Below are 22,436 nucleotides of genomic sequence, written 5' to 3'. Positions count from 1 at the left end.
CGATCCCGCCATCGACCTGCTCATCTCTTGCATACTCGCGGCAGAATCACCGCACAAGCGGAGGTTAGCATTACCTAAATGGTAAACCGTCGACGGGTCCTTCGCTGATCCTCGCGTGTATTCCGCGCTGCGTCTGAGGACCGAGCGCGGCGCCGAGAGCTGGAACGAGTGTCTGGCCGCCGAGAGCGCCGCGGACAGGCCGCCCGCACCCGATGCCGCGTCCCACCGGGCGAGCCAGGCACCCTGCTCCTGCTCTCAGCGTCGTCTCAGCGCCGGATCGGTACGGTCCCGCCTTGTGGCGGACATGACGAAATCCGAGGTGGGCCAGGCCCTGCGCATGCTGAGCAAGGTGCCAGAGGTCACGGTGTGGTTCTGGATCATCAAGATCCTTTGCACCACAGTGGGGGAGAGCTTCGCCGACTGGATCAACAGCTCGCTGGGTGTGGGATTGAACCTGACGGCGCTGCTGTTCACGGCGATCCTCGCAGCGGTCCTGATCTGGCAACTGCGTCTGGACCGTTACGTGCCGTTCGTCTATTGGCTCACCGTCGTGGTGCTCAGCGTGACCGGGACGCTGTACACCGACATCCTCACCGACAACCTGTCGGTCCCGCTCGCGGTGAGCACCAGCGTCTTCGCGGTGGCCTTGGCGGTGGTGTTCGGCGTCTGGTTCGCGCGCGAGCGCACGCTGTCGATCCACAGCATCGTCACCCTGCCCCGCGAATTGTTCTACTGGCTCGCGGTTCTGGTCACCTTCGCCCTCGGCACCGCTGTCGGCGACTGGACCCTGGAAGTGACCGGCTGGGGACCCGGAGTGTCGGTCCTGCTGCCCGCGGGCTTGATCGTCGCGATCCTCGTCGGCTGGCGACTGGGCGCGAACGCCGTGCTGTCCTTCTGGCTCGCCTACATCCTGACCCGTCCGCTCGGGGCGAACCTCGGCGACTGGTTCGCCTCACCCACCGATGAGCACGGGCTCGGCGTGGGCACGGCCCTGACCAGCGTGCTGTTCCTCGTCGCGATTCTGGTGACCGTCATCTACCTGACCAGCACCCGTCGTGACGTCATCGACGGCCCGCAGCAGTCCGCAGCCGCGAAATCGACCGCCAACCCAGCACGTGAGCGAATCATGCTGGGGTACTACGCGATTGTCGCCATCCTCGCCGGAGCGCTGCTGGTCTGGGCCGCGGGCCAACCGCATGCCGCCTCCGCAGGCGAGGAGGACTCCGCGAATCCTCCGGCCAGTGCGCCGGCGACCCCCGGTTCGACGACCGCGCATTTCCCGGCGGGGGAGATCACCAAGTTCCGCACCATCACCCAAGACACCCTGACCAAAGTCCAGGCCGGTCAGCAAAGTGACGCCAAGGCGCGGATCAAGGATCTCGAAACCGCTTGGGATGAGGATGAATCGACGCTCGAGCCGATGGACAAATCCTCCTGGACCCTTCTCGACGGCCAGATCGACGACGCGCTGAAATCCGTACGCGCGAGCAAGCCGGACACAGCGACCGAGACCCACGCACTGACCACACTGCTCACCACCCTCGGATAGTCCGACCACCGCAACGATCCGCCGACAGGAAGAATGGGTGTGCTGAAGAAGCCGGAACTGTTGAAGCCCCGAAACCACGACATCCTCGGTCCTGCACTGGCCTGATCTCTGGTCGCCGGTGTACTGGCTTATCTCTCGGTCAAATTCCTCGTCAAGTACTTCGAGACCCGCACACTGACCCCCTTTGCGGGCTACTGCTCGGTCGTCGGCTTCGGCACCGCGAACTCGGTGACCGGGAGCTGGATCGGTTCACCGTGTATCCGGCCCGGTTATGGCATTGCGCTCTGGTGATCTGCCACCACGACGTCGCGTTATGTGTGCATTTCATTTCCTTGTGCGTTTGCACAACACAGGTTCGCCGGTTTGTTGCGGATCGATGCTAGCGGGCGAGGTGTGACCCACGCATCATTGCTCGTGACTCCCCGAACCGGAGAAGGACCCATGGGCGCGACCGGGCTTCGGCTGGGCTCGAGCCGACCAGGAGCACAGCAGTTGAACACCCAGCACATCGACTACGACATCGCCGGAGGAGCCGACGTTCTCATCGTGGGCGCCGGAGCATCTGGCGGGGTGGCAGCACTCGAGTTGGCCGGCAGCGGCCTCGAGGTCGTGTGTCTGGAGCAGGGAGACTGGAACCTGCCCGACGACTTCACCGGCGACAAACCGTCGTGGGAGCTCACCCGTCTGAAGCAGTGGAACTCCAGCCCGAATGTGCGTCAGAACCCGGCCGACTATCCGGTCGATGCCACCGAGAGCCCGGTCGAACCGCTGATGTTCAACGGGGTCGGCGGCAGCACGATCATGTTCTCCGGGCACTGGGTTCGCGCGATGCCGTCGGACTTCCGGGTCAAGACACTCGACGGCGTGGCCGAGGACTGGCCGTTCACTTATGAGGATCTGCGACCGTTCTACGACGAGGTCACCCACCATATCGGCGCGTCTGGGCTGGAAGGCGACCCCGCCTATCCGGATCCGCACACCTTTCCGCTGCCGCCGCTGCCGATCGGCAAGTACGGTCTGGTCGCGGCCAAAGGGATGGACAAGCTGGGCTGGCACTGGTGGCCGGCACCGAATGCCATCGCGTCGCGCGACTTCAAGAACCGCCCGGCCTGTCTGCGCTACGGCGCGTGTGAATCCGGATGCCCAACCGGCGCCAAGGCCAGCACCGACCTCACACACTGGCCTGACGCGATCGCGCTGGGTGCGGTGCTGATCACCGGTGCCCGGGTCAGCCGGCTCACCGTGAACGACCGCGGCCTTGTCACCGGCGCCGAGTACATCGACCGCGACGGGAACCTGCAACACCTGGCGGCCCGGGTGACCGTGCTGGCCGCGAACGGTATAGGCACACCGCGCCTGCTGCTGAATTCGACCTCGTCGCTTTTCCCCGACGGCCTCGCCAACTCCTCCGGGCTGGTGGGCAAGCGTCTGATGACGCACCCGTACGCGTCGGTATTCGGCGCCTACGACGAGGAGCTCGAAACCTGGCTCGGCCCGGCAGGACAGGCGCTGCAGTCGATGCAGTTCTACGAGACCGACACCGACCGCGGTTTCGTGCGGGGAGCGAAGTGGAACCTGATGCCGACCGGTGGCCCGCTCGCCCACACCCTGTGGGAGCGGGGCCAGGACTGGCGTGGGAGTTTCGGACCCGCCTTCCACAGCCGCCTCAGGCGCACGTTCGGGCGCTACACCGAATGGGGGATCACCACCGAAGATCTGCCCGACGAGCACAACGCGGTCGTGCTCGCCCCGGACCTCACAGATTCCGACGGGATCCCGGCCGCGAAGATCCGCTATACCATCGGTGAGAACTGTGAGCGAATGCTCAAATTCAACGTGGAGCGGGCGATCGAGGCGCATCAGGCCGCCGGGGCTGTCGAAGTCCACCCGATCCCGGTGGTACGCCACAGCGCCTGGCATCTGCTCGGCACGGCCACCATGGGCACCGACCCCGCCACCTCCGTCGTCGATCAGTGGGGTCGGGCACACGATGTACCCAACTTGTTCATCATCGACGGCAGCGTCTTCGTCACCTCCACGGGTGTGAACCCGACTGCGACCATCATGGCGATTGCTCTGCGCTCGATGCGGCACCTCGCCGAAACCCGCCACAGCATCCAGACCGCGTTCTAAGGACAGCATGATGCTCGATTCCGACCAGCGCCGCACCTTCGCGCTTCTCGCCGACACACTGATTCCCGCGTCCGGCTCCATGCCCTCGGCGAGCGCCGCCGGAGTACCCGACGCGTTGCTCGACCAGGTTCTCGGCTACCGGCCTGATATCGCAGAGGCATTCGCCGCCGCTGTTGCCTCGTGCACCGGCAAGGACCCCGAAGCGGCTCTCGATGAGCTCGCCGCGCACAGGCCCGACCAGTTCGAGGCGCTGACGGTGCTGACGGCCGGCGCGTACTTCCTCAGTCCCGCCGTGAAGGCCGCCATGCCCTATGCCGCGGCACCGCGTCCGGCCCGCGATGACATGGATTCCTACGTCGGTCTTCTCGCCGCCGTTGTCGAGCGCGGCTTTGCCATCCGCTGATCAATCCCGTCGCGGCCGAAACCACAATCCCCCAACCTGCCCCGGGTCCTCCGAAAGGCGACGCCAGTGAGTGAAAATCACAGCGGGCGTGAAGAATCTGTCTCCACCATCGAATCGGCCACCATCCAACCGATCCCGGCCGACCAGCGCCACGGGCGCAACCGGGACATGTTCACGATCTGGTTCGGAACCAACATCATGATCCTGGCGGTCGTCACCGGGTCGTTGTCGACGACCCTCTTCGGGCAGCCCGCCTGGTCGGCCGCGCTGGCGGTCATCGCAGGAAATCTCTTCGGTGCGATCTTCATGGCGCTGCACTCTGCTCAGGGGCCGCGGCTGGGTGTTCCACAGATGGTGCAGACCAAGGGCCAATTCGGTTCGCTGGGATCGATTCTCATCGTCGGAGTCGTCGTCTGCATGTACCTCGGGTTCTTCATCTCGATTCTCGTCTTCGGCGGGCAGTCCCTCGCGTCGGCCATACCCTTCCTGAACGGTAAGGCCGGCATCGTGGTGCTCGCGGTGATCAGCGTCTGCGTGGCCATCTGGGGTTACACCCTGATCCACGCCTACGCGCGCATCATGACGTTGGCGTCGGGGCTGGTTCTGCTGATGGCGTTCGTCTGGGCGTTCATTGTCCACTCGGTGCCCGCTCACTTCTTCAGCACGGGCACCGCGACGCTGGCCGGCTTCCTGAGCACCTTCGGGGCGTGTGCGGTGTGGCAGATCGCCTATGCCCCATACGTTTCCGACTATTCGCGCTACCTGCCGACAAAGACGGGCTCGAGGCCGGCATTCTGGATGAGCTACTGGGGCACCAGCATCGGCTCGATCCTGCCGATGTTCCTCGGGGCGGGCGTCGGATTGTTGCTCCCCCACACCGACCCGGTTGTCGCCCTGACCCAGGCCACCGCAGGGATCAGCGTCGTGGTGGTTGTGGTCTTCGGCATCGGAGTCGCCGCTACGAACGCGATGAATCTGTACTGCGGCACGCTGTGCACGATCACGATTGCGCAGACGATCTTTCCGCGCTTCAACCCACGCGGCCGCGAACGTGCTCTGGTCGCCACTGGACTGTGCGCGCTGGCCTCGAGTGTCGCGCTCGCCGGGGGCAGCGATTTCGTCGCCACCTACAAGAACTTCCTGGTTCTGCTGCTGGCTTCGCTGGTCCCGTGGACCACCGTGAATCTGGTGGACTACTACCTGGTCCGGCATGGGGACTATGTCGTCGAAGATTTCTACAAGCGCGACGGCGGTCGCTACGGCCGGGTCAACTGGCCTGCGGTCAGCTGCTACCTCATCGGTATCGCTGTACAACTCCCGTTCATGATCATCGGAACCGTCTTCATCGGACCGATCGCCAAAATGCTTGGCAACACAGATATCTCGTTCATCGTCGGATTGGCTGTCGTTTCACCGCTGTATTACTTCACAGCCACAGCTTTTGCCCGCCGCAGGAATCGTTCCGCCGCATTTGTCGACTCGGCGGTGCAGTAGTGGGAAGTCGATGCGTCGCCGGCCGACGAGACGCGGCGCCCGAACATGGATCATGTGAACTCAGGGTGGTCCTGCGCCTGCTGCAACCCAGGCCGCGATCTGAGCCCGCGAGGTGAAACCCAGCTTCGTCAGGATGTGCTCGACGTGCCCCTCCGCAGTGCGCCGTGAGATCGTCAATCGACCAGCGATTGCGCTGTTGGTGAGGCCTTCTGCTACCAGTTCGGCGATCTGCTGCTCACGTTTGGTGAGGGTCGACGCCGCCCGGTCGGCGGGCGATGGGAGATCTTCTCCGAGGCCGAAGGCAGCGGCCATGGCGAAACTCATTGCACCGCCCTTCTTCCGGGCTTTTTCGAATTCTTGTGTTCCGAGAGTCTCCTGTGCGCGGCGCTCGCATTCTTCGTGATGGATGGCCAGGTTGGGGAACAGGATGGAGGAGCTACCTGCGGCCCGGCCCAGTGCTGCGGCAGCACCCATCAACACAGAGGCGCGGCTGACATCGTCGCGATCCGAAGCGACCCATGCGAGAGCTTCCAAACTGGTCGCAGCGATGAGTGGATCATCTACCGAGCGAGCATGACGAAGGCTCTCCTGCAACAGGTCCGTGGCTCGGTCGAGCGCACCCTGCCTCCAGACGGCCGTACCCATTGCCCACAGCAGCCAGGACCGAAAGGACGTCTCTCCTCCGCGAGAGTCCGCGAATGCCAGCGTCTGCTCATGACAGGTGACCGCACGCCGGAGATCCCCGCTGAGTTGGTATGCCCACCCCAGCAATAGGGAAGAATCCATTCGTAATACAGGATCGGGATCACTCCAGCCTGTGACCAGTTCTCTGGCCTCCTCGAGGCGGGCGACTGCATGGCCGAGATCGTCGCTGACAAGCGCGGTGTAACCGTCCGCAACTGCCACCCAAGTGGCGATCTCCGGGCCGGCCAGCTGCCTGGCCAGCCCCCTGAGTTCAGCCACCCGGGCTGTCGCCGCGGCCAGGTCCGCCTGAGCCGCGGCAAGCATCCCGGCCGAGTAGATCGCCTTGGCGCGATCTCGTCCTTGTCCGATGACCGAGTGGGCCAGAGTTCGGTCGAGCCAGCTGCGGCCCTCGGTGATTCGGCCACCCATGTACCAGAACGAAAACAGAGCTGCTGCGATCCTCATGCCGCCGGCGCCGGCCTCGTCGAACTCCATTGCCTTGCGCAGATTCGGCAGTTCCCGCTTCAGGCGAGAATCCCACTCGAGTTGGCGGGGACTGATCCACTCGGCCTCCGAGTCGAACGCCAACCGCTCGTACCAATCCCGATGCCGGCGACCGATCTCCCGGTCCTCACCTGCCTCCTCGAGCTTTCTCCTGCCGTAGTTCTGCACTGTGTCGAGCATCCGAAACCTGACCGCGCCACCGGATTCCTCCCGGATCAGGATCGACTTGTCCACCAACGCGAACAATGCGTCGAGCTGGTCGGGGTCGGGTGTGGCGTTGCCGCACACCGCTTCAGCCGCGTCGAGGTCGAAGCTGTGAGCGAAGATCGACAGTCGCGACCACAGCTGCTGTTCGCGTGGTGCGCACAGGTCGTAACTCCAGCCGATGCACCACCACAGAGTCTGCTGGCGAGTCGGGACATCCCGATTGCCCGCTGTGAGCAGGGTGTACCGGTCGTCGAGCCGTCGGAGGATCTGATCGGCGGACAGCACGCGCAGCCGGGCCGTGGCCAGCTCGATCGCCAATGGCAACCCGTCCAGCCGGGCACAGATCCGGGTTACGGCAAGCCGGTTATTTTGATTCAGCTCGAACCCGGGTACCACCGCCGCCGCTCGTTCGACGAACAATTCCACCGCATCGTATCGGGACGCTTCTTCCAGCGTGGGCACGCTGGACGGATCCGGAAAACCCAGTGGCGTCACCGGCAATACGGATTCGCCGCCGATTCCGAGGGCCTCGCGGCTGGTGGCCAAGATCGACAGGTCCACACAGGCGCGCAGTAGCGACTCCGCGAGGACCGCGACCGCCTCCACCAGGTGCTCGCAGTTGTCGAGCACCAGCAAAAGTTTGCGTGTCGACAGAAACTCGACCAGTACTTCCCTCGTCGGTCTGCCGGCCGGGTTCCGCACGCCCACGGAGGTAGCCACAATATCGTCCACCAACTCTGGGTCGTCGATGTCGCCGAACTCGACCAGACTCATCCCGTCTGCGTAACTGCGGCGCAACTTGCTTGCCGCCCGCGCCGCGAGCCGCGTCTTGCCGACCCCACCGATGCCCGTCAGCGTAACCAGACGCGACTCCGACAGGGCCTTCTTCACCTCGGACAGTTGTGCCCTCCGACCGACAAAGCTTGTCAGTTCCAACGGCAGGACTCCCGTGTCCTGCCTGCGACGACGCCGTCCCTGCGCCGGTACGTGCACGTCCCGAACGTTGTCGGGTTCACCGCGGATGGTCATCTCCTCGACGGCGTACCCGTGGTCGCGCTGGATCCGTTGCAGCTGCTTACCGAAGGCGATGGCGGAGGGGCGCTGCGAGGGATCGCGGTCCATCGCGGTCTCGATTGCCGTGCACACGTCGTCGGGGATCCCGCCCGTACGCAGATCCGGCACCGGTTCGGTAGTGATCCGCAGAAACTGCGCAATGACCTGTTCCCCACTCCGGCGTTCGAAAGCGGCATGTCCGGTGAGCGCACAGAACAACGTGCTTCCGAGTTCGTACACGTCCGACGCCAGACTGGGCGGATGGCCTTCGAGAACCTCGGGAGCAGCAAAGGCCGGCGACGCCGTGAACGTTCCAGTCGCGGTCTCGAATCCGCCGGGGATATGGGCAATGCCGAAATCGCACAACGCCGGCTCGCCGTATTCGGTGAACAGGATATTCGCCGGTTTGACGTCGCGGTGCACGATACCGAGCCGGTGCGCCGTCTCGAGCGCCCCGGCCACCTTGATCCCGAGCCGCAGCACCTCGTCCACAGGAAGAGGGCCGTCCCTGCGGATCCGGGCCTCGAGGGATCCGCGCTCGTGGCACTGCATCACCAAATACGGTCTCCCAGGCGAGATCTCGCCGATCTGCAGGACCCCGACGATGTTCGGGTGGCCGGTCAGTCGCCCCATCGCGCGTTGCTCCCGCAGAAATCGCGCTCTGCTTTCCTCGTCCGGTTCAGCGCTGGTGAGCACCTTCACCGCGACGACGCGATCCAAGTCGCGCTGGGTGCAGCGGCAGACCACGCCGAACCCGCCCCGCCCGATCTCCTCGGCATCCTCGAACCCCACGGAATTCAGCTCCGCGACTGGAGGAGCCGCGATATCCCGCTGTGTTCTGAGGGGGTCATCCTCGACCATGTGGGTCACCTGCGATTCACACCCCCGGAACTCCTATCATTCACACCCCCCGGAACCCCTACAATAGTCCGCTGTGCTGCGGAAGGACCTGATCAGGTGGACCGCTCGGGCGCGTTGCGTGCAGCGTTGAGGTGAATGATGCGAGCGCGAGACCAGTTCCTAGATCTTGCCCAGCGGGTCGCCTACCGTGACTTTTCGGCCGACTGGACTCCACGGGCCATAACGACCTCATCATCAGTCGGCCACGATTGGGCACCGACCGGTTGAGAAGGCCGACCGATTGGTATGCGCTGAGATGTCGGCGCAGCGCACGACCCCCGACGGCTGAGCCGATACGAGGGTCTCGCCCCACGTGCACTACCGGGACGCTGGGGCGAGACCCTTGTCCATCCGATGTGGTCAGCGGGGGATGCGCTCGTGCAGCGTGAGCAGGATGTGATCGAAGGCCGACACCGAGCCGGGCGCCGAAAGGCACTGCGCCGCTACCGATGCCGGCCAGGTGGTGCTGGTTGAACTCACCAGGCTCAACCGCCACGAACTCCACCAGGGGCAGCCGAGCGAAACGACCGCTCGAGCCCACATCGCATGACCCCCAAGGGACTTGGGGGCGCGACTACTCAGCTGTTGGGCGTGCGACTGGTGAAATCGAAGGAGCCGCCGTCGATGCCCCAGGAAATGATCCGTTCGGGGTGGATCCGAATGATCGAGCGCTCCTGTGGCGGGAACGGCGGCTCCTGGTCCTCGAGCGCCTCGGCCGTGCCGCGCACCTCGATGCCGCGAATAACATAGGGCTCCAACGAGACCTGCTGGTCGACGACGAACGACACCCGACTGCCCGCCTCGACATTGCGGTACTTACGGCTGGCGTGCATGCGCATACCGCCGATGTCGATGGTGCCGTCGGCATTCACCCGATAGCTGGTCGGGTTGTTCTGTACAACGCCGTCGGGCGATACCGTGGCCAGCCGGCCGATCCCAGCCTCCGCGAGGAACTGCTGCTCATTCGTAGTGAAAGTCACCAACGAAGCCTAGCGGGATGGCTCGGCGGCGACGAGCCGCTTTGTTCGGGCACGCATCGTGTTCGGAGGACGATCGATCAGTGGTCGGGTGCAGGGTGATCTGGCCTGTCCGAATCTCGCGACTCGGTGTCGTGAGGGTTCCGGGTGTCGCGCGGGCATAGGGCGGTGCCGACGCGGATCTGTGGGTGCCGCAACGCTGTTCGGCTCCGCACGTGACCGGCCAGAACATCACGACCGCGGCCGTCTACCCGGTCGCGGGCGGCCACCGCATCACGGTGCCGATCCCGGTGGCCGGGGACTACCGGATCACCGTCGCCCGCGGATGATCCGCAGCCAACCTGTGGGCCGCGCCTTCGCGGTCGGTGAGCGCCACCTTCTCCAGTGCATTGCCGGCCAACCGCTGGAGCGACACCCCTCACCACGCCCGACCGGATGGGTGGGCCGCCGACCGCCACGCCGACTTCGCCGGCCGACCACACGGCGCTATCGCCGGGGGGTGAAAGTCAGCAGTGCTGTTGTATTCGCGGTCATGGTGAGGGTGGCCGACCGACCCGCACCGGTGGCGCTGATGTCGCCATTGTGGGCCGCGTCGATAACCGCTTCGGTCCACTGATAGTTGCCGTCGTCGAGCCGCACGGTGGTCGTCCGTCCGGCGGAATTACCGCTGGGCATGAAGTTCGTCAGTAGGACCGTGACCCGGCCGGCGTCGTCGGTGGAGGCGAGGGCGGTGATCTGTTCCTGGCCGTCAGTAATGTCGCTGGCCACCTGGATCGGGCCCAGCGCCCGCCAGAAGGCCATGACCTCATATTGCGGACCGGGCCGGGTTCCGCTGTCCTGGATCATCGCCAGACCGGGGTCGCCGGCCGTGAGGAAGATGCAGGCGCGGTCGAGTCCGGCCTGTTGCATCCGCATCAGCGCACTTGCCGCGTACGCGCCGCCATAGGGCTCGCCGACGCGGGAATCACCGGCGGAGCCGAGGTTCCACTCGGAGATCCACAGCTTCGGATGCAAGGCCGGATACCGTGCCACCATCGCGCGCATTCGACGCACCTGATCGGCGAAGGTTCCCGGTGTCGGCGTCGGGCAGGACGACAGGCAGATCAGTTCCGAATACCAGTGCCAGGACACGAAATCCAACGGCAGCCCGCGGGCGGCCACGAAGGCCAAGAACGGCTCGGCCACCAGCGGATCGTCGCCCACCGCGAGTGCCGGGCCACCGACTTCGATGTGAACGCCCGCGGCGGCTGCGGCATCTTCGAGCACTCCGACGGTGTCGGCGTACAGCTCGGGATAGGCGATCGGGGAGAACATCAGCGAGGTGTCCGGTTCGTTCCACACCTCGAAAGTGCGGACCCCATCGGCGATCTCGTGTGCTGCCATGGTCGCGACCAGGCTGTTCCACCGGTCGGCATGCTCCATCGGTGACGCGGCCAGCACCGGCTGCCCCGGCTGCGCGCCGTTGAGACAGGTCGGCGCGTAGCCGACCACGACCACCGGCTGCGCCCCTTGCGCGCGAATGTGGGCGTTCTCGCGGTCGAGTGGACCGGAATCCCATGCACCCGTGGCACAGTCGTAGTTGGGCCTGCCGTCGAAGGTCAAGTCGAAGTGGGCGAAGGTGCGGACCCACGACGGCGACAACCGCCGCATCAGCGGATCTGAGGCATCCTTTACCGTCTCGGCCATCTCCACCGGTTCGTTGCTACCCACCAACTCGGCGTGGATCGCCCCGGTCCGTTGTCCAGGATGCACGGTCATCGTCGTGGCCGCGGGCTCCGCCGAGACCGTCCCGTGGGCCGACAGCTCCAGAGCGAGGACGCACACCACCACGCCTGCGGTTCTGATCAGCACGGCCATCCGCGATGACACGGTTGCCCACGTTGTCATGAGATCCCTTCCAGCGCAGGACATCCGGCGCAGGTGCGAACACTCCGCACAGTTCTGCATATCGAACCAAGATAGTGAAGTTAACATGTTTCAAATCCATCTGGCCTTCATCTCCGGCTGCGCGCCCAGATCCGCCGGTGGCAGTCGGTGATCGCGATCGGTGATGAGCTGCACGACCGGTACCCGGAACTGTTGCCGGTATTGACCGGTCTGGACGGTGCCGCCGATCTCACCCGGGCCGACATCGGGATCCGCCGCCAACTCCTCGACGCGGACATCTACAGTCGCACTGCCGATTTCACCACCATCCCCGATCGGATACACCGACGCCGGCGCGCCGCCATCGACGACCTGCTCCCGGCCGCCTATCTGCGCCGTCAGTGCGCCGCGATCGCCGCGACCAGCGCTTCGAGGGTGCGCACCCACTCGTGCCGTCGGTGTACTCGAGTTCGGCAGGAACATCCGGCATGGCGGAGTCCGCTCAGGGGTGCAGTGTGGTCACTTGGTAACGCCACGTCATGGCGGCCGTGTCCCGCGATGGGCTTCCGGGGAGATGGCGACTACCTCGGCCGCATCCCCCGCTGACCGCATCGGATGGACAAGGGTCTCGCCCCAGCGTCGCGGTAGTGCACGTGGGGCGAGACCCTCGTATCGGCTCAGCCGTCGGGGGTCGTGTGCTGCGCCGACATCTCAGCACATACCAACAGGTCGGTCTTCTTAAACCGGTCGGTGCCCGATCGTGGCCGACTGATGATGAGGTCGTTACCGGCTCCCCGTCCCGTCCGCCCTCGTCGCTGGAGTGTCCGGAAACGGCCGGTCAGTGGTCGGGTGCAGGGTTTCCTCGCCGGCGAAGTAGTCGCTGTCGCCGGGCGGGGTGGTTGGTGTGATGATGGCCGGGATGTGTTGTGCGGCTTGACCGGTAGGGCGGGCGGCGGCTGGCGGTGGAGGTAAGGGTGTCGGTGGAGGGGACGCGGTTCGGTCGTTACCGGTTGCAGCAGTTGCTCGGTGAGGGCGGTATGGGGCAGGTGTACCGGGCGTATGACACCGGGACCGATCGGGTGGTGGCGGTGAAGGTGCTGCACGCGCATGTCGCGGCGGATCCGGTGTTCCGGGAACGGTTCCGCCGGGAAGCCAAAGCCGCCGCGGCGCTGGGTGACCCGCATGTGGTGCCGATCTTCGACTACGGCGAGATCGAGGGCCGGTTGTTCATGTGCATGCAGTTCCTCGACGGTGAGGGGGTCGATGCGCTGCTGGCGCGGTCGGGTCCGATGCCGGTCGGGGACGCGGTATCGGTGCTCACGCAAGCGGCGGCCGGGTTGGGGGCAGCGCATACGGCGGGATTGGTGCACCGGGACGTGAAACCGTCGAACCTGTTCATCACCGCGAACGGGTTCGTGTATCTGATCGATTTCGGGATCGCCCGCGCTGCCGGGGAGACCGGTTTGACCAGTATCGGTTCGACGATCGGCACCTTGGCCTATATGGCGCCCGAACGGTTCACCACCGGCATCGCCGATGCGCGCGCGGATGTGTATGCCCTCGCCTGTGTGCTGTTCGAACTGCTGACCGGTCATCCTCCGTTCCCGGTGGCCGCTGTCGAACAGCAGATCGCGTCCCACCTGACCGAGCCGCCTCCCCGGCTCAGTCTTATCCGGCCCGAGGTCGGGACCGGCATCGACGCGGTGATCGCCCGCGGCATGGCCAAGGACCCCGGACAGCGTTACCAGCGGGCCACCGACCTCGCCGCCGCGGCTGCGGTGAGCATCGGAACCGGTTCGCCGACAGCCGCTTCCCGCACCCGTGTCGTGGCCGGTGCGCGAGGACTATCCAGGTCGGTGCCGGGGAAGGCAGCCGCGGGCCCGCGGCCCGGGCAGCGGTCACCCCGCCGGCCGTTGCGGATCATCGGAATCATCGGGTTCACGGTGACCGCCCTGGCCGTGACGGGTGCCGCACTGGCCATCCCCTGGTTACGGGGGCACGCTGCTCACCAACCTCCAACTCCTCACCCCACCGCCACCATCCCCGTCGGTCAAGAACCGACGGGCCACCATCCGCGTCGGTAGCAGTCTGTGTCGGCCACCACCGGGCCGCCGCCGGACTGGCGTGGCCGGTGTCAGAGGACAGGCGGGATCGTCGTGATTCCCTGCACCCCGGCTGCGGCGAGCCAGGCGCTCGCCGTTGCGGTAGCGGTGGTGGGGGTCATCTGGATGATGTCGTAGCGAGCCGCGCCGGCCAGGACGAACGGATCGGTCTGGGTGATCTTGTCGATGGTGTCCAGGTCGTCGCCGATCGCCAGGATCACGCCACCGGTCCGGGGGATCTGCCGTCCGGAGAGCAGGAATGTGCCGTCGTGATAGTGCCGCTGCAGGTATTGCTGGTGATCCGACATCAGCCCATCGATCTTGTCCAGGCTTTCGAGGTAGGTGAGTACCAGAATGAACATGTTCGCTCCCGCAGGGTAGTGGTGTCAGTTGTCTTGTCCCAGTAGGCGGTAGGCCACGCGGGGGTAGTGGTCGTAGCGGACGGCGATCTCTCGCGACAGCAGGGTCATGCGTCCGATGACCCGGTTGTTGCGCAACGCGCCGCCGTCGAGAACCCGGAACGGCAATGGACCGAGCAGTCGCATGACGGTGGTCTTGGCGGTGTCGTCGTCGCCGGTCACCAGGAGGTCGCTGACGCCCTCGGGGAACTGCGGCTGGTCGAAGACGACCCAGAAGATGTTCTTGAATGCGCCGACGACGTGGGCCGTAGGGATGACCTCGGCGAGTCGTTTCGCGGCCGAGGTGTCGTAGCCGGTTCGGATAGCGGGTTCGAGCGGGCCCGTCCCCAACTCACCCAGCCGGCTACACCTCCTGCGGTGACGGCGAAAAGCGAGGCAGCGGAATCACTCCGAGCTGCTCGGTGGTGTCGAGGGTGCCCTGGCTGTCGGCTGCGAGCCAGTGGGGGAGTCGGGCGACGAAATCGGCCACCGCGGGCAGCGCCAAGTGGGCGTCGAGGGCCTGCGGGTCCGCGTAGCGTTCGAACAGCAGAAAGCGGTGCGGCGCAGTGCGATCGCGCCAGATGCCGTACTCGAGCACGCCTGGTTCGAGTGCGGCGGAGGCGACGAGAGCATCCAAGGTCCGCTCGAACTCGGCCACATGCTCGGGCTGGATCTCGATACTGGCCGACAGCTGAATGTTTGACATACCTGCACGTTAAGCGCCGATGTGCCGGGTGCGGAAAGATCGATTCGCACTAGACTCAGCACCGATCGTTATCAATCGACGGAAGGCGCGATGGCCCCGGACACCTCGAGCCTGCGGTACTTCCTCGTCGTAGCCCAGGAACGTAACTTCACCCGCGCCGCCGCCCGCATCGGCATCGCCCAGCCCGCCCTGAGCGCCCGCATCCGCCGCCTCGAAGCCGACCTCGGCACCCAACTGCTGACCCGCACCACTCGCAGCGTCGCATTGACCCCGGCCGGTACAGCTTTGGCGGACTCCGCCCCCGCCGCCCTGGCCGCCCTGGACCGGGCTTTCGACACCGCACGCCGAGTAGGGCTCGGCGCCGCAGGTCCACTCCGCATCGGCTACAGCGCCAGCGCAGGCTCGGAAACCGCCCCACTCCTGGTCGAAGCCCTGCGCCGAGATGCACCCGACCTGCAAATCATCGCCGCCCCCATGCCGACCCCGGACATCTCCACCGCCGTCGCGCAGGGCCGACTCGACGTCGGCATCACCCGAGCTGAACAACCGGGCACCGGAGTCCGCCGATTCCCCTTGCGCCGAGAACGAATCGGCGTACAGCTGTCCCTCTCCCATCCCCTGGCTGCCCACGTCGACCTCGACCCCACCGACCTCGTCGCCTACCCCATCCAACTGCACGACCGCCCTGCAAACCCGCCACTGCACGACGCCCTCGTCAACCTCTTCCGCGACCTCCCGACCCAACCCCAATTCATCACTCCCGCAGTCGCATTCGACATGTCCCAGCGGGCAGTCCGCACTGGCACGACGATCTCTCTGGTCGGCGAGGCCGCACTGTCGGCGCACCCGCCCGGCCTCACCTGGCGTCCCCTGCGCGGGGTCGCGCCTCTCACCATCTGCCTGGTGCTTCCACATGTGCTGATGCCCATCCATCGGCGAGTGCGTACGTTGGCGAAAAGCCTTGCCACCGAACTGGATTGGCTGACAGTCGAATAGCATGCGCCCTGCTCGGACGTTGTCCCACGTCGCTGATTTCGCCTTCGCTCGGCGGTAATGAGCATGTCCAACGTCGACGTATCGTCCTCGCAAGTTCACAGAGAAGGTGCCGGCCCCTGCTGCTGTCCATGATTGGGTCATCGGGTCCAGATCGGCCCACGTGCCTCGTATTCCAGGATCGCCTCGACGCGGGTCGCGGTTTCGGCGCTCAGCTCGCGGCGCACCAACCAGAGGGCCAGATCGATCCCCGAGGTTATGCCGCCCGCTGTCACCAGATCGCCGTCGTCGACGACGCGTGCCTTGGTAAGGACGCCACCTTGTTGCTGCAAGGTGTCGAGAGCACCGTGATGGGTTGTGCAGGGGCGGCCGTTGACCAGCCCGGCTGCACCCAAAAGCAATGCGCCGGTGCACAATGAGCTGATCGTCAGTCCGGCGCGGGGTGCGGCTGCCAGGGCTTCGGGCAGGACGCCACGATTGATCTCGGCCCAGACGCCCGGCGCGTCTCGGTGTGTGTAGCCGCCTCCGGGTACGACGAGCACATCGGCGTTCTGGGGCGCCCATGGCTCGGTGACTTGCACGACGGTGGCGTAGGAAGCGCGGATCGTTCCGGGTTGACCCGTGGTCACGTACCGTAGGTCCACGCCGCGCTCGGCGAGCATGGCGGCGAGCGAGAACACCTCGAAGGGTCCGATGAAATCCTGTTCTTCGACACCGTCGAACATGACGATATGGACGCGTAGAGGCCCGGTCCGGCCTGGTCCGTCCGCCTTCGCTTCCGGTGCGGCGATCTTGGGTGAGGCAGCTGCGAAGGTGGCGGCACCTCCGGCGGCCATCAGCGCTCGCAACACGTCTCGTCGTTCCAATTGTCTTGTCCTCCAGTCCTGCTCATCTCCGAGCGCGGTCATCAGTGGGTGCTGTCCAGGGTGGGAGCGGCCGCCGTGATGACGTGCACGGGGGCGGCGGCCACCAGTACTGCGGCGATGCGCTACAGGGCGACAGCGGATTTCGAGGCCCGGGCGGGTCGGCGCGTCGACGTGCCGATCATGCGGGCGGTCGTGACGATGACCAGCGGGAAGGCGAGAACGGGAGCGGCGGTGCGGATGTCGTGGTAGGTGTCCCAGCGGTACAGCATGGTCAGATAGTCGGTGGGCGGAGTGCTCGGGTTCCACGAGCGAATCTTGTTGTTGATGGGGACGTTCCCGAACTTGGTGACCACGCCGGTCGATCGGGGGCGGCCGTAGCATCGGCCGACTGTAGCCCGGAAGCCGTGAGGGGCAGCAGCTTCCGGGCACGAGGCATCGACGAGTCGGACGGGTCTGGCCAACGGAGCTCGCCCAGCCACAGAGACCGGCCTCGCGCGCCGACGATTACCGCCTTCAGATCACCCTCGCCGCCTGTGAAGCCGACCTCCACGCCGCCCGCGAGATCGTGACCCGCCTCTACGACCTCCGCCAGACCGCGTCGATCCACGCCTCGTCCCCACTGGACGGCTGGCTCCGCGACGTCACCACCAGGGTGGAGTTCCGAGGGCATCGTGAAAGCGGTTGTCGCTGTTGCTATTTCTTGCCGGGGCCGCCGCTGGTCGGCGTTGGCGGCCGAGCGCGGGCTGGCTGGCACGGGGCATGCCGTTGTGTAGGATCGGGGAGATTGCGGTTCGGTTGCCAAGTGTTTGCCAATTGACGGGCATATGGGATCCGGGAGGAGCTTTTGCGATGGCAAAGGTGCTCTTTATCGTCAGTGGTGCCAGTTACTGGGTTGTGAAGGACGGCTCACGATACGCGACCGGATACTGGGCCGAGGAGTTCGCCAACCCGTATCGGATCCTGACCGACGCCGGGCACCAGGTGGTCGTCGCTACACCGAATGGTGTGATCCCGACGGTCGACATGATGAGTCTGCGCCCTCAGATGGCGGGCGGCATCGACGGGGCCCTGCGGCTCGAGTCGATTATCCGCGAAGCGGAAGCATTGCGGCGGCCACTGCAGTTGTCAGATGTGCGTCTCGAGGATTTCGATGCGGTGTACCTGCCGGGTGGGCACGGTCCGATGGCGGACCTGGCGTTCGACGCCGACTGTGGGCGGTTGCTGACGCGGCAGTTGGCCTCGGGCAACCCGCTTTTCATCGTCTGTCACGCTCCGGCGTCGATCTTGTCCACCAGGATCCAAGGTGAATCGCCCTTCGCGGGTTATCGCCTCACCTGCTTCACCGACGAAGAAGAGGAAGCCGTGGGCGTCGCCGCGTTCGCGCCGTGGCTACTCGAGACCGACCTCAGGGAGAAGATCGGCGTCGATTTCAGCCGCGGGCCCATATGGGAGCCATACATGGTCGAGGATCGCAACCTGACCACAGGACAGAACCCGGCCTCTGCCGCCGTGCTCGGCAACCGGATGGTCGAGATTCTGAAAGGTACCTGACCGACGGGATCCTTGGTCACGGCGTCGGTCCTGATGCGAATCAGCCGAACCCTGATCCGGCCCCGCCGTCCGAAACTCCATGCGCAGCGCCCAATTCGCCTTGCCGAGCACTGGGAAAACACACCTCGAGGAGCGAACATGAATGCGCCCTTGTACCTGATCACCGGGGCGGGTGGTGGCACCGGTGACGTGAGCCGGCAGGTGATCGAGCAATTGCGGGACCGTGGGGATCGCGTTCGCGCGTTGGTGCACCGCGACGACGCCCGAGCCGAGCCGTTACGTGCACTCGGCGCTGACGTCGTAGTCGGAGATTTGACCGATCCACGAGATGTGGTCGATGCGATGGCCGGTACCGATCGCATGTTCTTTTCGATGGGCGTCTCGCCGGACTACCTGCAGGCAACGGTAGTCGTTTGCGACGCCGCGTTGGAGTACGGCCACCTCGAGGTGGTCGTGAACATGTCCCAGATGACTGTTTCTCAAATGACACTGACCAGTGTGGGGGAGTCTCGTCAACATCGGCTGCATTACTTCGCCGAGCACGTCTTGAATTGGTCGGGTGTGCCGGTCGTGCACATCAGGCCGACGGTGTTTCTGGACAATCCGATATTCGCTGGACTCGCGGCACCGTCGCTGCGAGAGCGAAACCTGTTGGCCCTCCCCTTCGGAACGGGTCGAACATCACCGATAGCTAGCAGTGACGTGGCCCGCACGATTACGGCAGTGCTCGTAGATCCCACCCGCCGCATCGGCGACGTCTACGAATTGACCGGCCCGGCGGGTTTGGACATCGATGGTCTGGCTGCCGAGTACACCCTGGGACTTCACCGGCAGATTCGCGGCACCGACATTCCGCACGAAACCTGGGTCCAGGAGGTCCTCGAGCCCAGAGGTCTGCCCGCGCACCTCGAGCAGCACCTGACCACTTTGGCACTGCTACACCGTGCCGGACGCTACGACCGAGCCACCGACGACGTCGAGAAGATCACGGGACAGCCGCCATCCACGGTTGGGCAGTACATAGCCGAACACTCGGAACTGTTCTCATAAAGGAATCTGTGCTGTCGTTTGCATGTCGTGCATCGGGATCAGTTGTGCTGCATGATGTTCGACTCGTGATCGACGAGTTGCCGAAACATCGTGTGCCGGACGAACTGTGGGGTTTCGGCGGCCGACACCAACGATGCTCGAGTGCCGAAACCGCTGGTGAGGGTGATGCCTGTCAGTGCGGTCTGCGGCGCGGTCCACGCGCCGCGGACCGGGCAAGCTGCACGCGCTGAGGGATTTGCACCGAGGATTATTAGCCAGGGTTGTTTGCGCTGGACGGCCAGTCACAGTACTGGCCTTGCAGGTTCCAGATCAGGCCGGACGGACACGACTCCAGGGTCGGGATATTGTTCGAGCACTGGTAGTACTGCGACGGGGTAGGGCCGGGGGAGAAGCCGTTGGGTTGGGGACAAGGGGATGCGGCACGGTTGGGTCCGGCGTGGTCGGCGAGGGCCGAGGGTACGGCGGCGAGCGTGAGACCGAAACCGAGCAGCAGTGCGGCGGGCGGAGCAAGGACGCGGGCGAGTTGCATGGTCGTCTCCTTCCGGTGAGGCGCAGGGCCGTTCTGATCATGACATCGGCTGGGCGGACACGAGCGTGGACGCGCCGCGCCGACTCCGACGCAACTGGCGAACGTAGTCGTTGTCGTCGCAGGTAGTGCCTATTTCGTCGCCCGACTGCTCAATTGGTGCGCAGCCGGTAGTCAGGGCACCCTCGACACCATCGAGTAGCTCGGAGTGATTCCGCTGCCTGGCTTTTCACCGTCACCGCAGGAGGTGTAGCCAGCCTGTGGGCGGGATTCGTTGCCGGACAACGAGTCTGCAGGATCAGAGAGGGCCGCGTAGGAGATTCCAATGTTGGACAGCTACAGATTCGGCGGCTCACGGTGGTCTTCGGGCATGCCGCGCCGCTGGCGGTGGCCTCCGCCTGGCACGACTGCGGCCTCGGCATCTCTTGGGGGAGAATGAACGATATGGATCGTGAGGCATATCTGCTGCATCAGGTCCATCCGGCCAAGCTCGCCACCGACATCACAGCCGGGATCGCCTCGATGGGCCTGATGTGGCAGCGGCGGGTGGCGACGGCGCTGGTCGTCGCGCATGTGCCCGCCGTGCTCGCGTCCGCGTTGCTGGTGCGCAGGGATCTGACATCGCTGCGCCGGACCCGACGCGGCCGCTACGTGCTCGCCCATATGCCGCCCGCCGCTTCATCTGCCGGTATGAGCTCGCATCAACCCTGGTACAGCCGCGCGTGGTTCCGTCGTTTTCGTCCACTTCGGCGGTCTCCGGTCGTTCTCAGGCCGTTGGACCAGAACACTCAGCCGTTGCACTGAGTGGTCACGATTTGGCCCTCGTCGTGCAAGCCCCGCGAGCTTCTGGCGGGCGGAAGGATGGTCGACTTGTGAAGCTCGCCGAAGCTGTCCCCAGCCGCAAAGTAGCTTCGCGCCCACGCTGATTCGTCTACTGGGCAGGGCGTGCGTCAGGAGTGGTCGGCCGAGGATCTGATTGGATCGTGGACGCTGGTCGGTGACGAGGCCCGGTAGCGTAGCGCTCGGCGAAGACGACCTGTTCCAGCGGGCGTCGGCCTGGGTGCGGTGGGATGGTGGCGGAGTGTCCGATCGTCACGATGACGGCGATGGCCAGATCATCTCGGTCCTCGATGCCGATCGCCTTCTTCACCAGATCGGGATCCCAGCCGTTCATCGGAGCCGACGCCAGCCCCAGCGCCGTGGCCGCGAGCATGGTGTAGGTGGCGGCGATCATGGCGTTCTTCACCGCGTTCTCCCGCAAGAGTCCGCGGTTGTGCAGGTCGCGGAATTCCGCCCGGCTGTCGAACATGGCGGTGAACTCGGCGTTCCAGGCACCACTGCGCCCAGCCGACTCGGCGATGTCGGTGTTCGGCGCCTCCCATGCCGCACTGTCGGCCACGAAGACCAGCGCCACCGGCGCCTCCCGAGGCTGTGGCTGCCCGAAGGCTGCCTCCGAAAGCCGGGCTCGCCCAGCCTCGCTGGTCACTACCACTATCGATCGGTCCTGCATGTTCCAGGCGCTGGGGGCCTGCATAGTGAGCTCCAGCAGTTCGGTCAACACGTCCGGGTCGATCGGATCGGGGAGGTAGTGGCGGACGGTGCGGCGCCGGTGGATCGCTTCCGGGACAGACAAGGTATCGGCTTTCATGAAGCTAACTATCGGAGAGTGGCAAACTTTTTGAAAGAAGGCACCTTTTAGTTCGTTACAATGGTCAGGGTGCGCACACATGTCGAATCCTCGGGCCTGCCGGCCGATGTCTTCTCCGCTCGCTGCCCCACTCGCCAGGTGCTGGACCGGATCGCCGGCAAATGGACGGTCCTGATCATCGACTCGCTCGCCGGCGGGACCATGCGCTACACCGATCTGCAGCGCCGCATAGAAGGCATCTCCCAGAAGATGCTCACCCAGACCCTGCGCGAACTGGAGACCGACGGTTTCGTCATCCGAACCGTCCATCCCACCGTCCCACCGAAGGTCGAATACACGCTCACCCCAATGGGTTACAGCCTGCGCGCCCCGATCACCGCGCTGCGCGAATGGATCGAGGCCAACATCAACGACATCGAAGCCGCTCGAGCGGCTTCCCGGCAACACCATGACTCGGCCGACCGACAGTCGACGAGTTCCTGACCGTCCCGACTTCTCGAGCCCCGCCTTCGGTCCGGCCGTCGACCGGGCCGCGCAGCGAGCGGTTCGAGCAGATGCTCTCCGACTACGCCGGAGCGAAGTACCGCGTCGCGATGGACTCGTGAACCGACACGCAGGATCCGCGGGTCGTTGCGGTCGCCATTCGCGCGTGGTGAGGCGACGCGTGATGCGTCCTGTCCCAGAACGGATCTGGCGGCGGACTCGGCATCGATGCTGTCGGACGTGCCGTTGACGGCTTGTTGCTTACGGGAAGGTGGCCGGACTGCTCCGAACGGTATGCCCGCCTGTCCTGGCGCGCCCACCGGCGCGGGGTGGGCTTCGACGG

Annotated in this window: 21 protein-coding genes and 1 pseudogene; 11 read left to right on the top strand and 11 right to left on the bottom strand. The window is 65.4% G+C overall.

From position 1 onward, the window contains the following. Positions 1-304: 304 nt before the first annotated feature. From ABZ909_RS16865 to ABZ909_RS16845, 5 genes and pseudogenes are all read left to right on the top strand, one after another. Positions 305-1,549 carry a hypothetical protein gene (locus ABZ909_RS16865; RefSeq protein WP_357000097.1) on the top strand — a complete coding sequence of 415 codons (1,245 nt, stop codon included), beginning with the start codon at positions 305-307 and terminating at the stop codon, positions 1,547-1,549. Between the two features lie 36 nt (positions 1,550-1,585). Next, a pseudogene (locus tag ABZ909_RS16860) lies at positions 1,586-1,840 on the top strand (hypothetical protein); the annotation flags it as partial. 150 nt (positions 1,841-1,990) lie between these two features. Continuing rightward, a complete protein-coding gene (locus ABZ909_RS16855) occupies positions 1,991-3,682 on the top strand; it encodes a GMC family oxidoreductase (protein WP_357000501.1) in 1,692 nt (563 codons plus the stop codon). Between the two features lie 7 nt (positions 3,683-3,689). After that, on the top strand, positions 3,690-4,085 hold the full coding sequence (locus ABZ909_RS16850) for a hypothetical protein (RefSeq protein WP_357000094.1): 396 nt from the start codon (positions 3,690-3,692) through the stop codon (positions 4,083-4,085). A 66-nt stretch (positions 4,086-4,151) separates the two neighbouring features. After that, positions 4,152-5,579 carry a cytosine permease gene (locus ABZ909_RS16845; protein WP_357000091.1) on the top strand — a complete coding sequence of 476 codons (1,428 nt, stop codon included), beginning with the start codon at positions 4,152-4,154 and terminating at the stop codon, positions 5,577-5,579. A 60-nt stretch (positions 5,580-5,639) separates the two neighbouring features. On the opposite strand, the gene ABZ909_RS16840 is transcribed toward ABZ909_RS16845, so the two are convergent. From ABZ909_RS16840 to ABZ909_RS16825, 4 genes are all read right to left on the bottom strand, one after another. After that, positions 5,640-8,888, bottom strand: coding sequence for a protein kinase (locus ABZ909_RS16840; protein WP_357000088.1), 3,249 nt, complete (start codon positions 8,886-8,888; stop codon positions 5,640-5,642). 617 nt (positions 8,889-9,505) lie between these two features. Beyond that, positions 9,506-9,907 carry a PPOX class F420-dependent oxidoreductase gene (locus ABZ909_RS16835; RefSeq protein ID WP_357000085.1) on the bottom strand — a complete coding sequence of 134 codons (402 nt, stop codon included), beginning with the start codon at positions 9,905-9,907 and terminating at the stop codon, positions 9,506-9,508. Positions 9,908-10,390: 483 nt separating this feature from the next. Continuing rightward, positions 10,391-11,791, bottom strand: a complete 1,401-nt coding sequence (locus ABZ909_RS16830; protein ID WP_357000082.1) for a hypothetical protein — start codon at positions 11,789-11,791, stop codon at positions 10,391-10,393. 90 nt (positions 11,792-11,881) lie between these two features. After that, positions 11,882-12,217, bottom strand: a complete 336-nt coding sequence (locus ABZ909_RS16825; RefSeq protein WP_357000079.1) for a hypothetical protein — start codon at positions 12,215-12,217, stop codon at positions 11,882-11,884. 527 nt (positions 12,218-12,744) lie between these two features. Here ABZ909_RS16825 and ABZ909_RS16820 point away from each other — a divergent pair. Continuing rightward, a complete protein-coding gene (locus ABZ909_RS16820) occupies positions 12,745-13,854 on the top strand; it encodes a serine/threonine-protein kinase (RefSeq protein ID WP_357000077.1) in 1,110 nt (369 codons plus the stop codon). Positions 13,855-13,904: 50 nt separating this feature from the next. Here ABZ909_RS16820 and ABZ909_RS16815 read toward each other — a convergent pair whose 3' ends face one another. The 3 genes from ABZ909_RS16815 to ABZ909_RS16805 are packed head-to-tail and all read right to left on the bottom strand — an operon-like array spanning position 13,905 to position 14,976. Next, positions 13,905-14,234 carry a YciI family protein gene (locus tag ABZ909_RS16815; protein ID WP_357000074.1) on the bottom strand — a complete coding sequence of 110 codons (330 nt, stop codon included), beginning with the start codon at positions 14,232-14,234 and terminating at the stop codon, positions 13,905-13,907. A 24-nt stretch (positions 14,235-14,258) separates the two neighbouring features. After that, positions 14,259-14,621: a hypothetical protein gene (locus tag ABZ909_RS16810; protein ID WP_357000071.1), complete on the bottom strand. Its 363-nt coding sequence runs from the start codon at positions 14,619-14,621 to the stop codon at positions 14,259-14,261. Positions 14,622-14,634: 13 nt separating this feature from the next. After that, a complete protein-coding gene (locus tag ABZ909_RS16805; RefSeq protein ID WP_357000069.1) occupies positions 14,635-14,976 on the bottom strand; it encodes a putative quinol monooxygenase in 342 nt (113 codons plus the stop codon). 90 nt (positions 14,977-15,066) lie between these two features. On the opposite strand from ABZ909_RS16805, the gene ABZ909_RS16800 reads away from it, so the two are divergent. Next, positions 15,067-15,972 carry a LysR family transcriptional regulator gene (locus tag ABZ909_RS16800; RefSeq protein WP_357000066.1) on the top strand — a complete coding sequence of 302 codons (906 nt, stop codon included), beginning with the start codon at positions 15,067-15,069 and terminating at the stop codon, positions 15,970-15,972. A gap of 137 nt (positions 15,973-16,109) precedes the next feature. On the opposite strand, the gene ABZ909_RS16795 is transcribed toward ABZ909_RS16800, so the two are convergent. After that, on the bottom strand, positions 16,110-16,835 hold the full coding sequence (locus ABZ909_RS16795) for a DJ-1/PfpI family protein (RefSeq protein ID WP_357000064.1): 726 nt from the start codon (positions 16,833-16,835) through the stop codon (positions 16,110-16,112). Between the two features lie 122 nt (positions 16,836-16,957). After that, positions 16,958-17,188 carry a DUF1772 domain-containing protein gene (locus ABZ909_RS16790; protein WP_357000062.1) on the bottom strand — a complete coding sequence of 77 codons (231 nt, stop codon included), beginning with the start codon at positions 17,186-17,188 and terminating at the stop codon, positions 16,958-16,960. Positions 17,189-17,684: 496 nt separating this feature from the next. Between ABZ909_RS16790 and ABZ909_RS16785 the strand changes: the two genes are divergently transcribed. Both ABZ909_RS16785 and ABZ909_RS16780 read left to right on the top strand, forming a co-directional pair. Then, entirely contained in the window at positions 17,685-18,386 is a 702-nt protein-coding gene (locus ABZ909_RS16785) for a type 1 glutamine amidotransferase domain-containing protein (RefSeq protein ID WP_357000060.1), read from the top strand. 12 nt (positions 18,387-18,398) lie between these two features. Continuing rightward, positions 18,399-19,436, top strand: a complete 1,038-nt coding sequence (locus tag ABZ909_RS16780; RefSeq protein WP_357000057.1) for an NAD(P)H-binding protein — start codon at positions 18,399-18,401, stop codon at positions 19,434-19,436. Between the two features lie 250 nt (positions 19,437-19,686). On the opposite strand, the gene ABZ909_RS16775 is transcribed toward ABZ909_RS16780, so the two are convergent. Continuing rightward, the gene (locus tag ABZ909_RS16775) at positions 19,687-19,965 is read right to left on the bottom strand and encodes a carbohydrate-binding module family 14 protein (RefSeq protein ID WP_357000054.1); all 279 of its coding nucleotides are present in this window, start codon (positions 19,963-19,965) and stop codon (positions 19,687-19,689) included. 441 nt (positions 19,966-20,406) lie between these two features. Here ABZ909_RS16775 and ABZ909_RS16770 point away from each other — a divergent pair, with 441 nt between their 5' ends. After that, on the top strand, positions 20,407-20,766 hold the full coding sequence (locus ABZ909_RS16770; RefSeq protein WP_357000052.1) for a hypothetical protein: 360 nt from the start codon (positions 20,407-20,409) through the stop codon (positions 20,764-20,766). Positions 20,767-20,893: 127 nt separating this feature from the next. Here ABZ909_RS16770 and ABZ909_RS16765 read toward each other — a convergent pair whose 3' ends face one another. Continuing rightward, on the bottom strand, positions 20,894-21,610 hold the full coding sequence (locus ABZ909_RS16765) for a nitroreductase family protein (protein ID WP_357000050.1): 717 nt from the start codon (positions 21,608-21,610) through the stop codon (positions 20,894-20,896). A 69-nt stretch (positions 21,611-21,679) separates the two neighbouring features. Here ABZ909_RS16765 and ABZ909_RS16760 point away from each other — a divergent pair, with 69 nt between their 5' ends. After that, a complete protein-coding gene (locus ABZ909_RS16760; protein ID WP_357000048.1) occupies positions 21,680-22,093 on the top strand; it encodes a helix-turn-helix domain-containing protein in 414 nt (137 codons plus the stop codon). Positions 22,094-22,436 lie beyond the last annotated feature (343 nt).

The organism is Nocardia sp. NPDC046763, from assembly GCF_040645495.1.
GTDB lineage: Bacteria > Actinomycetota > Actinomycetes > Mycobacteriales > Mycobacteriaceae > Nocardia.
This window is presented reverse-complemented; position numbering and strand designations above follow the sequence as displayed.

What these genes read in the sequence shown, in the direction of transcription:
- ABZ909_RS16800 (WP_357000066.1), top strand. Translation starts at nt 15,067, where the DNA reads ATGGCCCCGGACACCTCGAGCCTGCGGTACTTCCTCGTCGTAGCCCAG.
- ABZ909_RS16830 (WP_357000082.1), bottom strand. Translation starts at nt 11,791, where the DNA reads ATGACAACGTGGGCAACCGTGTCATCGCGGATGGCCGTGCTGATCAGA.
- ABZ909_RS16850 (WP_357000094.1), top strand. Translation starts at nt 3,690, where the DNA reads ATGATGCTCGATTCCGACCAGCGCCGCACCTTCGCGCTTCTCGCCGAC.
- ABZ909_RS16785 (WP_357000060.1), top strand. Translation starts at nt 17,685, where the DNA reads ATGGCAAAGGTGCTCTTTATCGTCAGTGGTGCCAGTTACTGGGTTGTG.
- ABZ909_RS16805 (WP_357000069.1), bottom strand. Translation starts at nt 14,976, where the DNA reads ATGTCAAACATTCAGCTGTCGGCCAGTATCGAGATCCAGCCCGAGCAT.
- ABZ909_RS16775 (WP_357000054.1), bottom strand. Translation starts at nt 19,965, where the DNA reads ATGCAACTCGCCCGCGTCCTTGCTCCGCCCGCCGCACTGCTGCTCGGT.
- ABZ909_RS16840 (WP_357000088.1), bottom strand. Translation starts at nt 8,888, where the DNA reads ATGGTCGAGGATGACCCCCTCAGAACACAGCGGGATATCGCGGCTCCT.
- ABZ909_RS16765 (WP_357000050.1), bottom strand. Translation starts at nt 21,610, where the DNA reads ATGAAAGCCGATACCTTGTCTGTCCCGGAAGCGATCCACCGGCGCCGC.
- ABZ909_RS16815 (WP_357000074.1), bottom strand. Translation starts at nt 14,234, where the DNA reads ATGTTCATTCTGGTACTCACCTACCTCGAAAGCCTGGACAAGATCGAT.
- ABZ909_RS16865 (WP_357000097.1), top strand. Translation starts at nt 305, where the DNA reads ATGACGAAATCCGAGGTGGGCCAGGCCCTGCGCATGCTGAGCAAGGTG.
- ABZ909_RS16770 (WP_357000052.1), top strand. Translation starts at nt 20,407, where the DNA reads ATGGATCGTGAGGCATATCTGCTGCATCAGGTCCATCCGGCCAAGCTC.
- ABZ909_RS16855 (WP_357000501.1), top strand. Translation starts at nt 1,991, where the DNA reads ATGGGCGCGACCGGGCTTCGGCTGGGCTCGAGCCGACCAGGAGCACAG.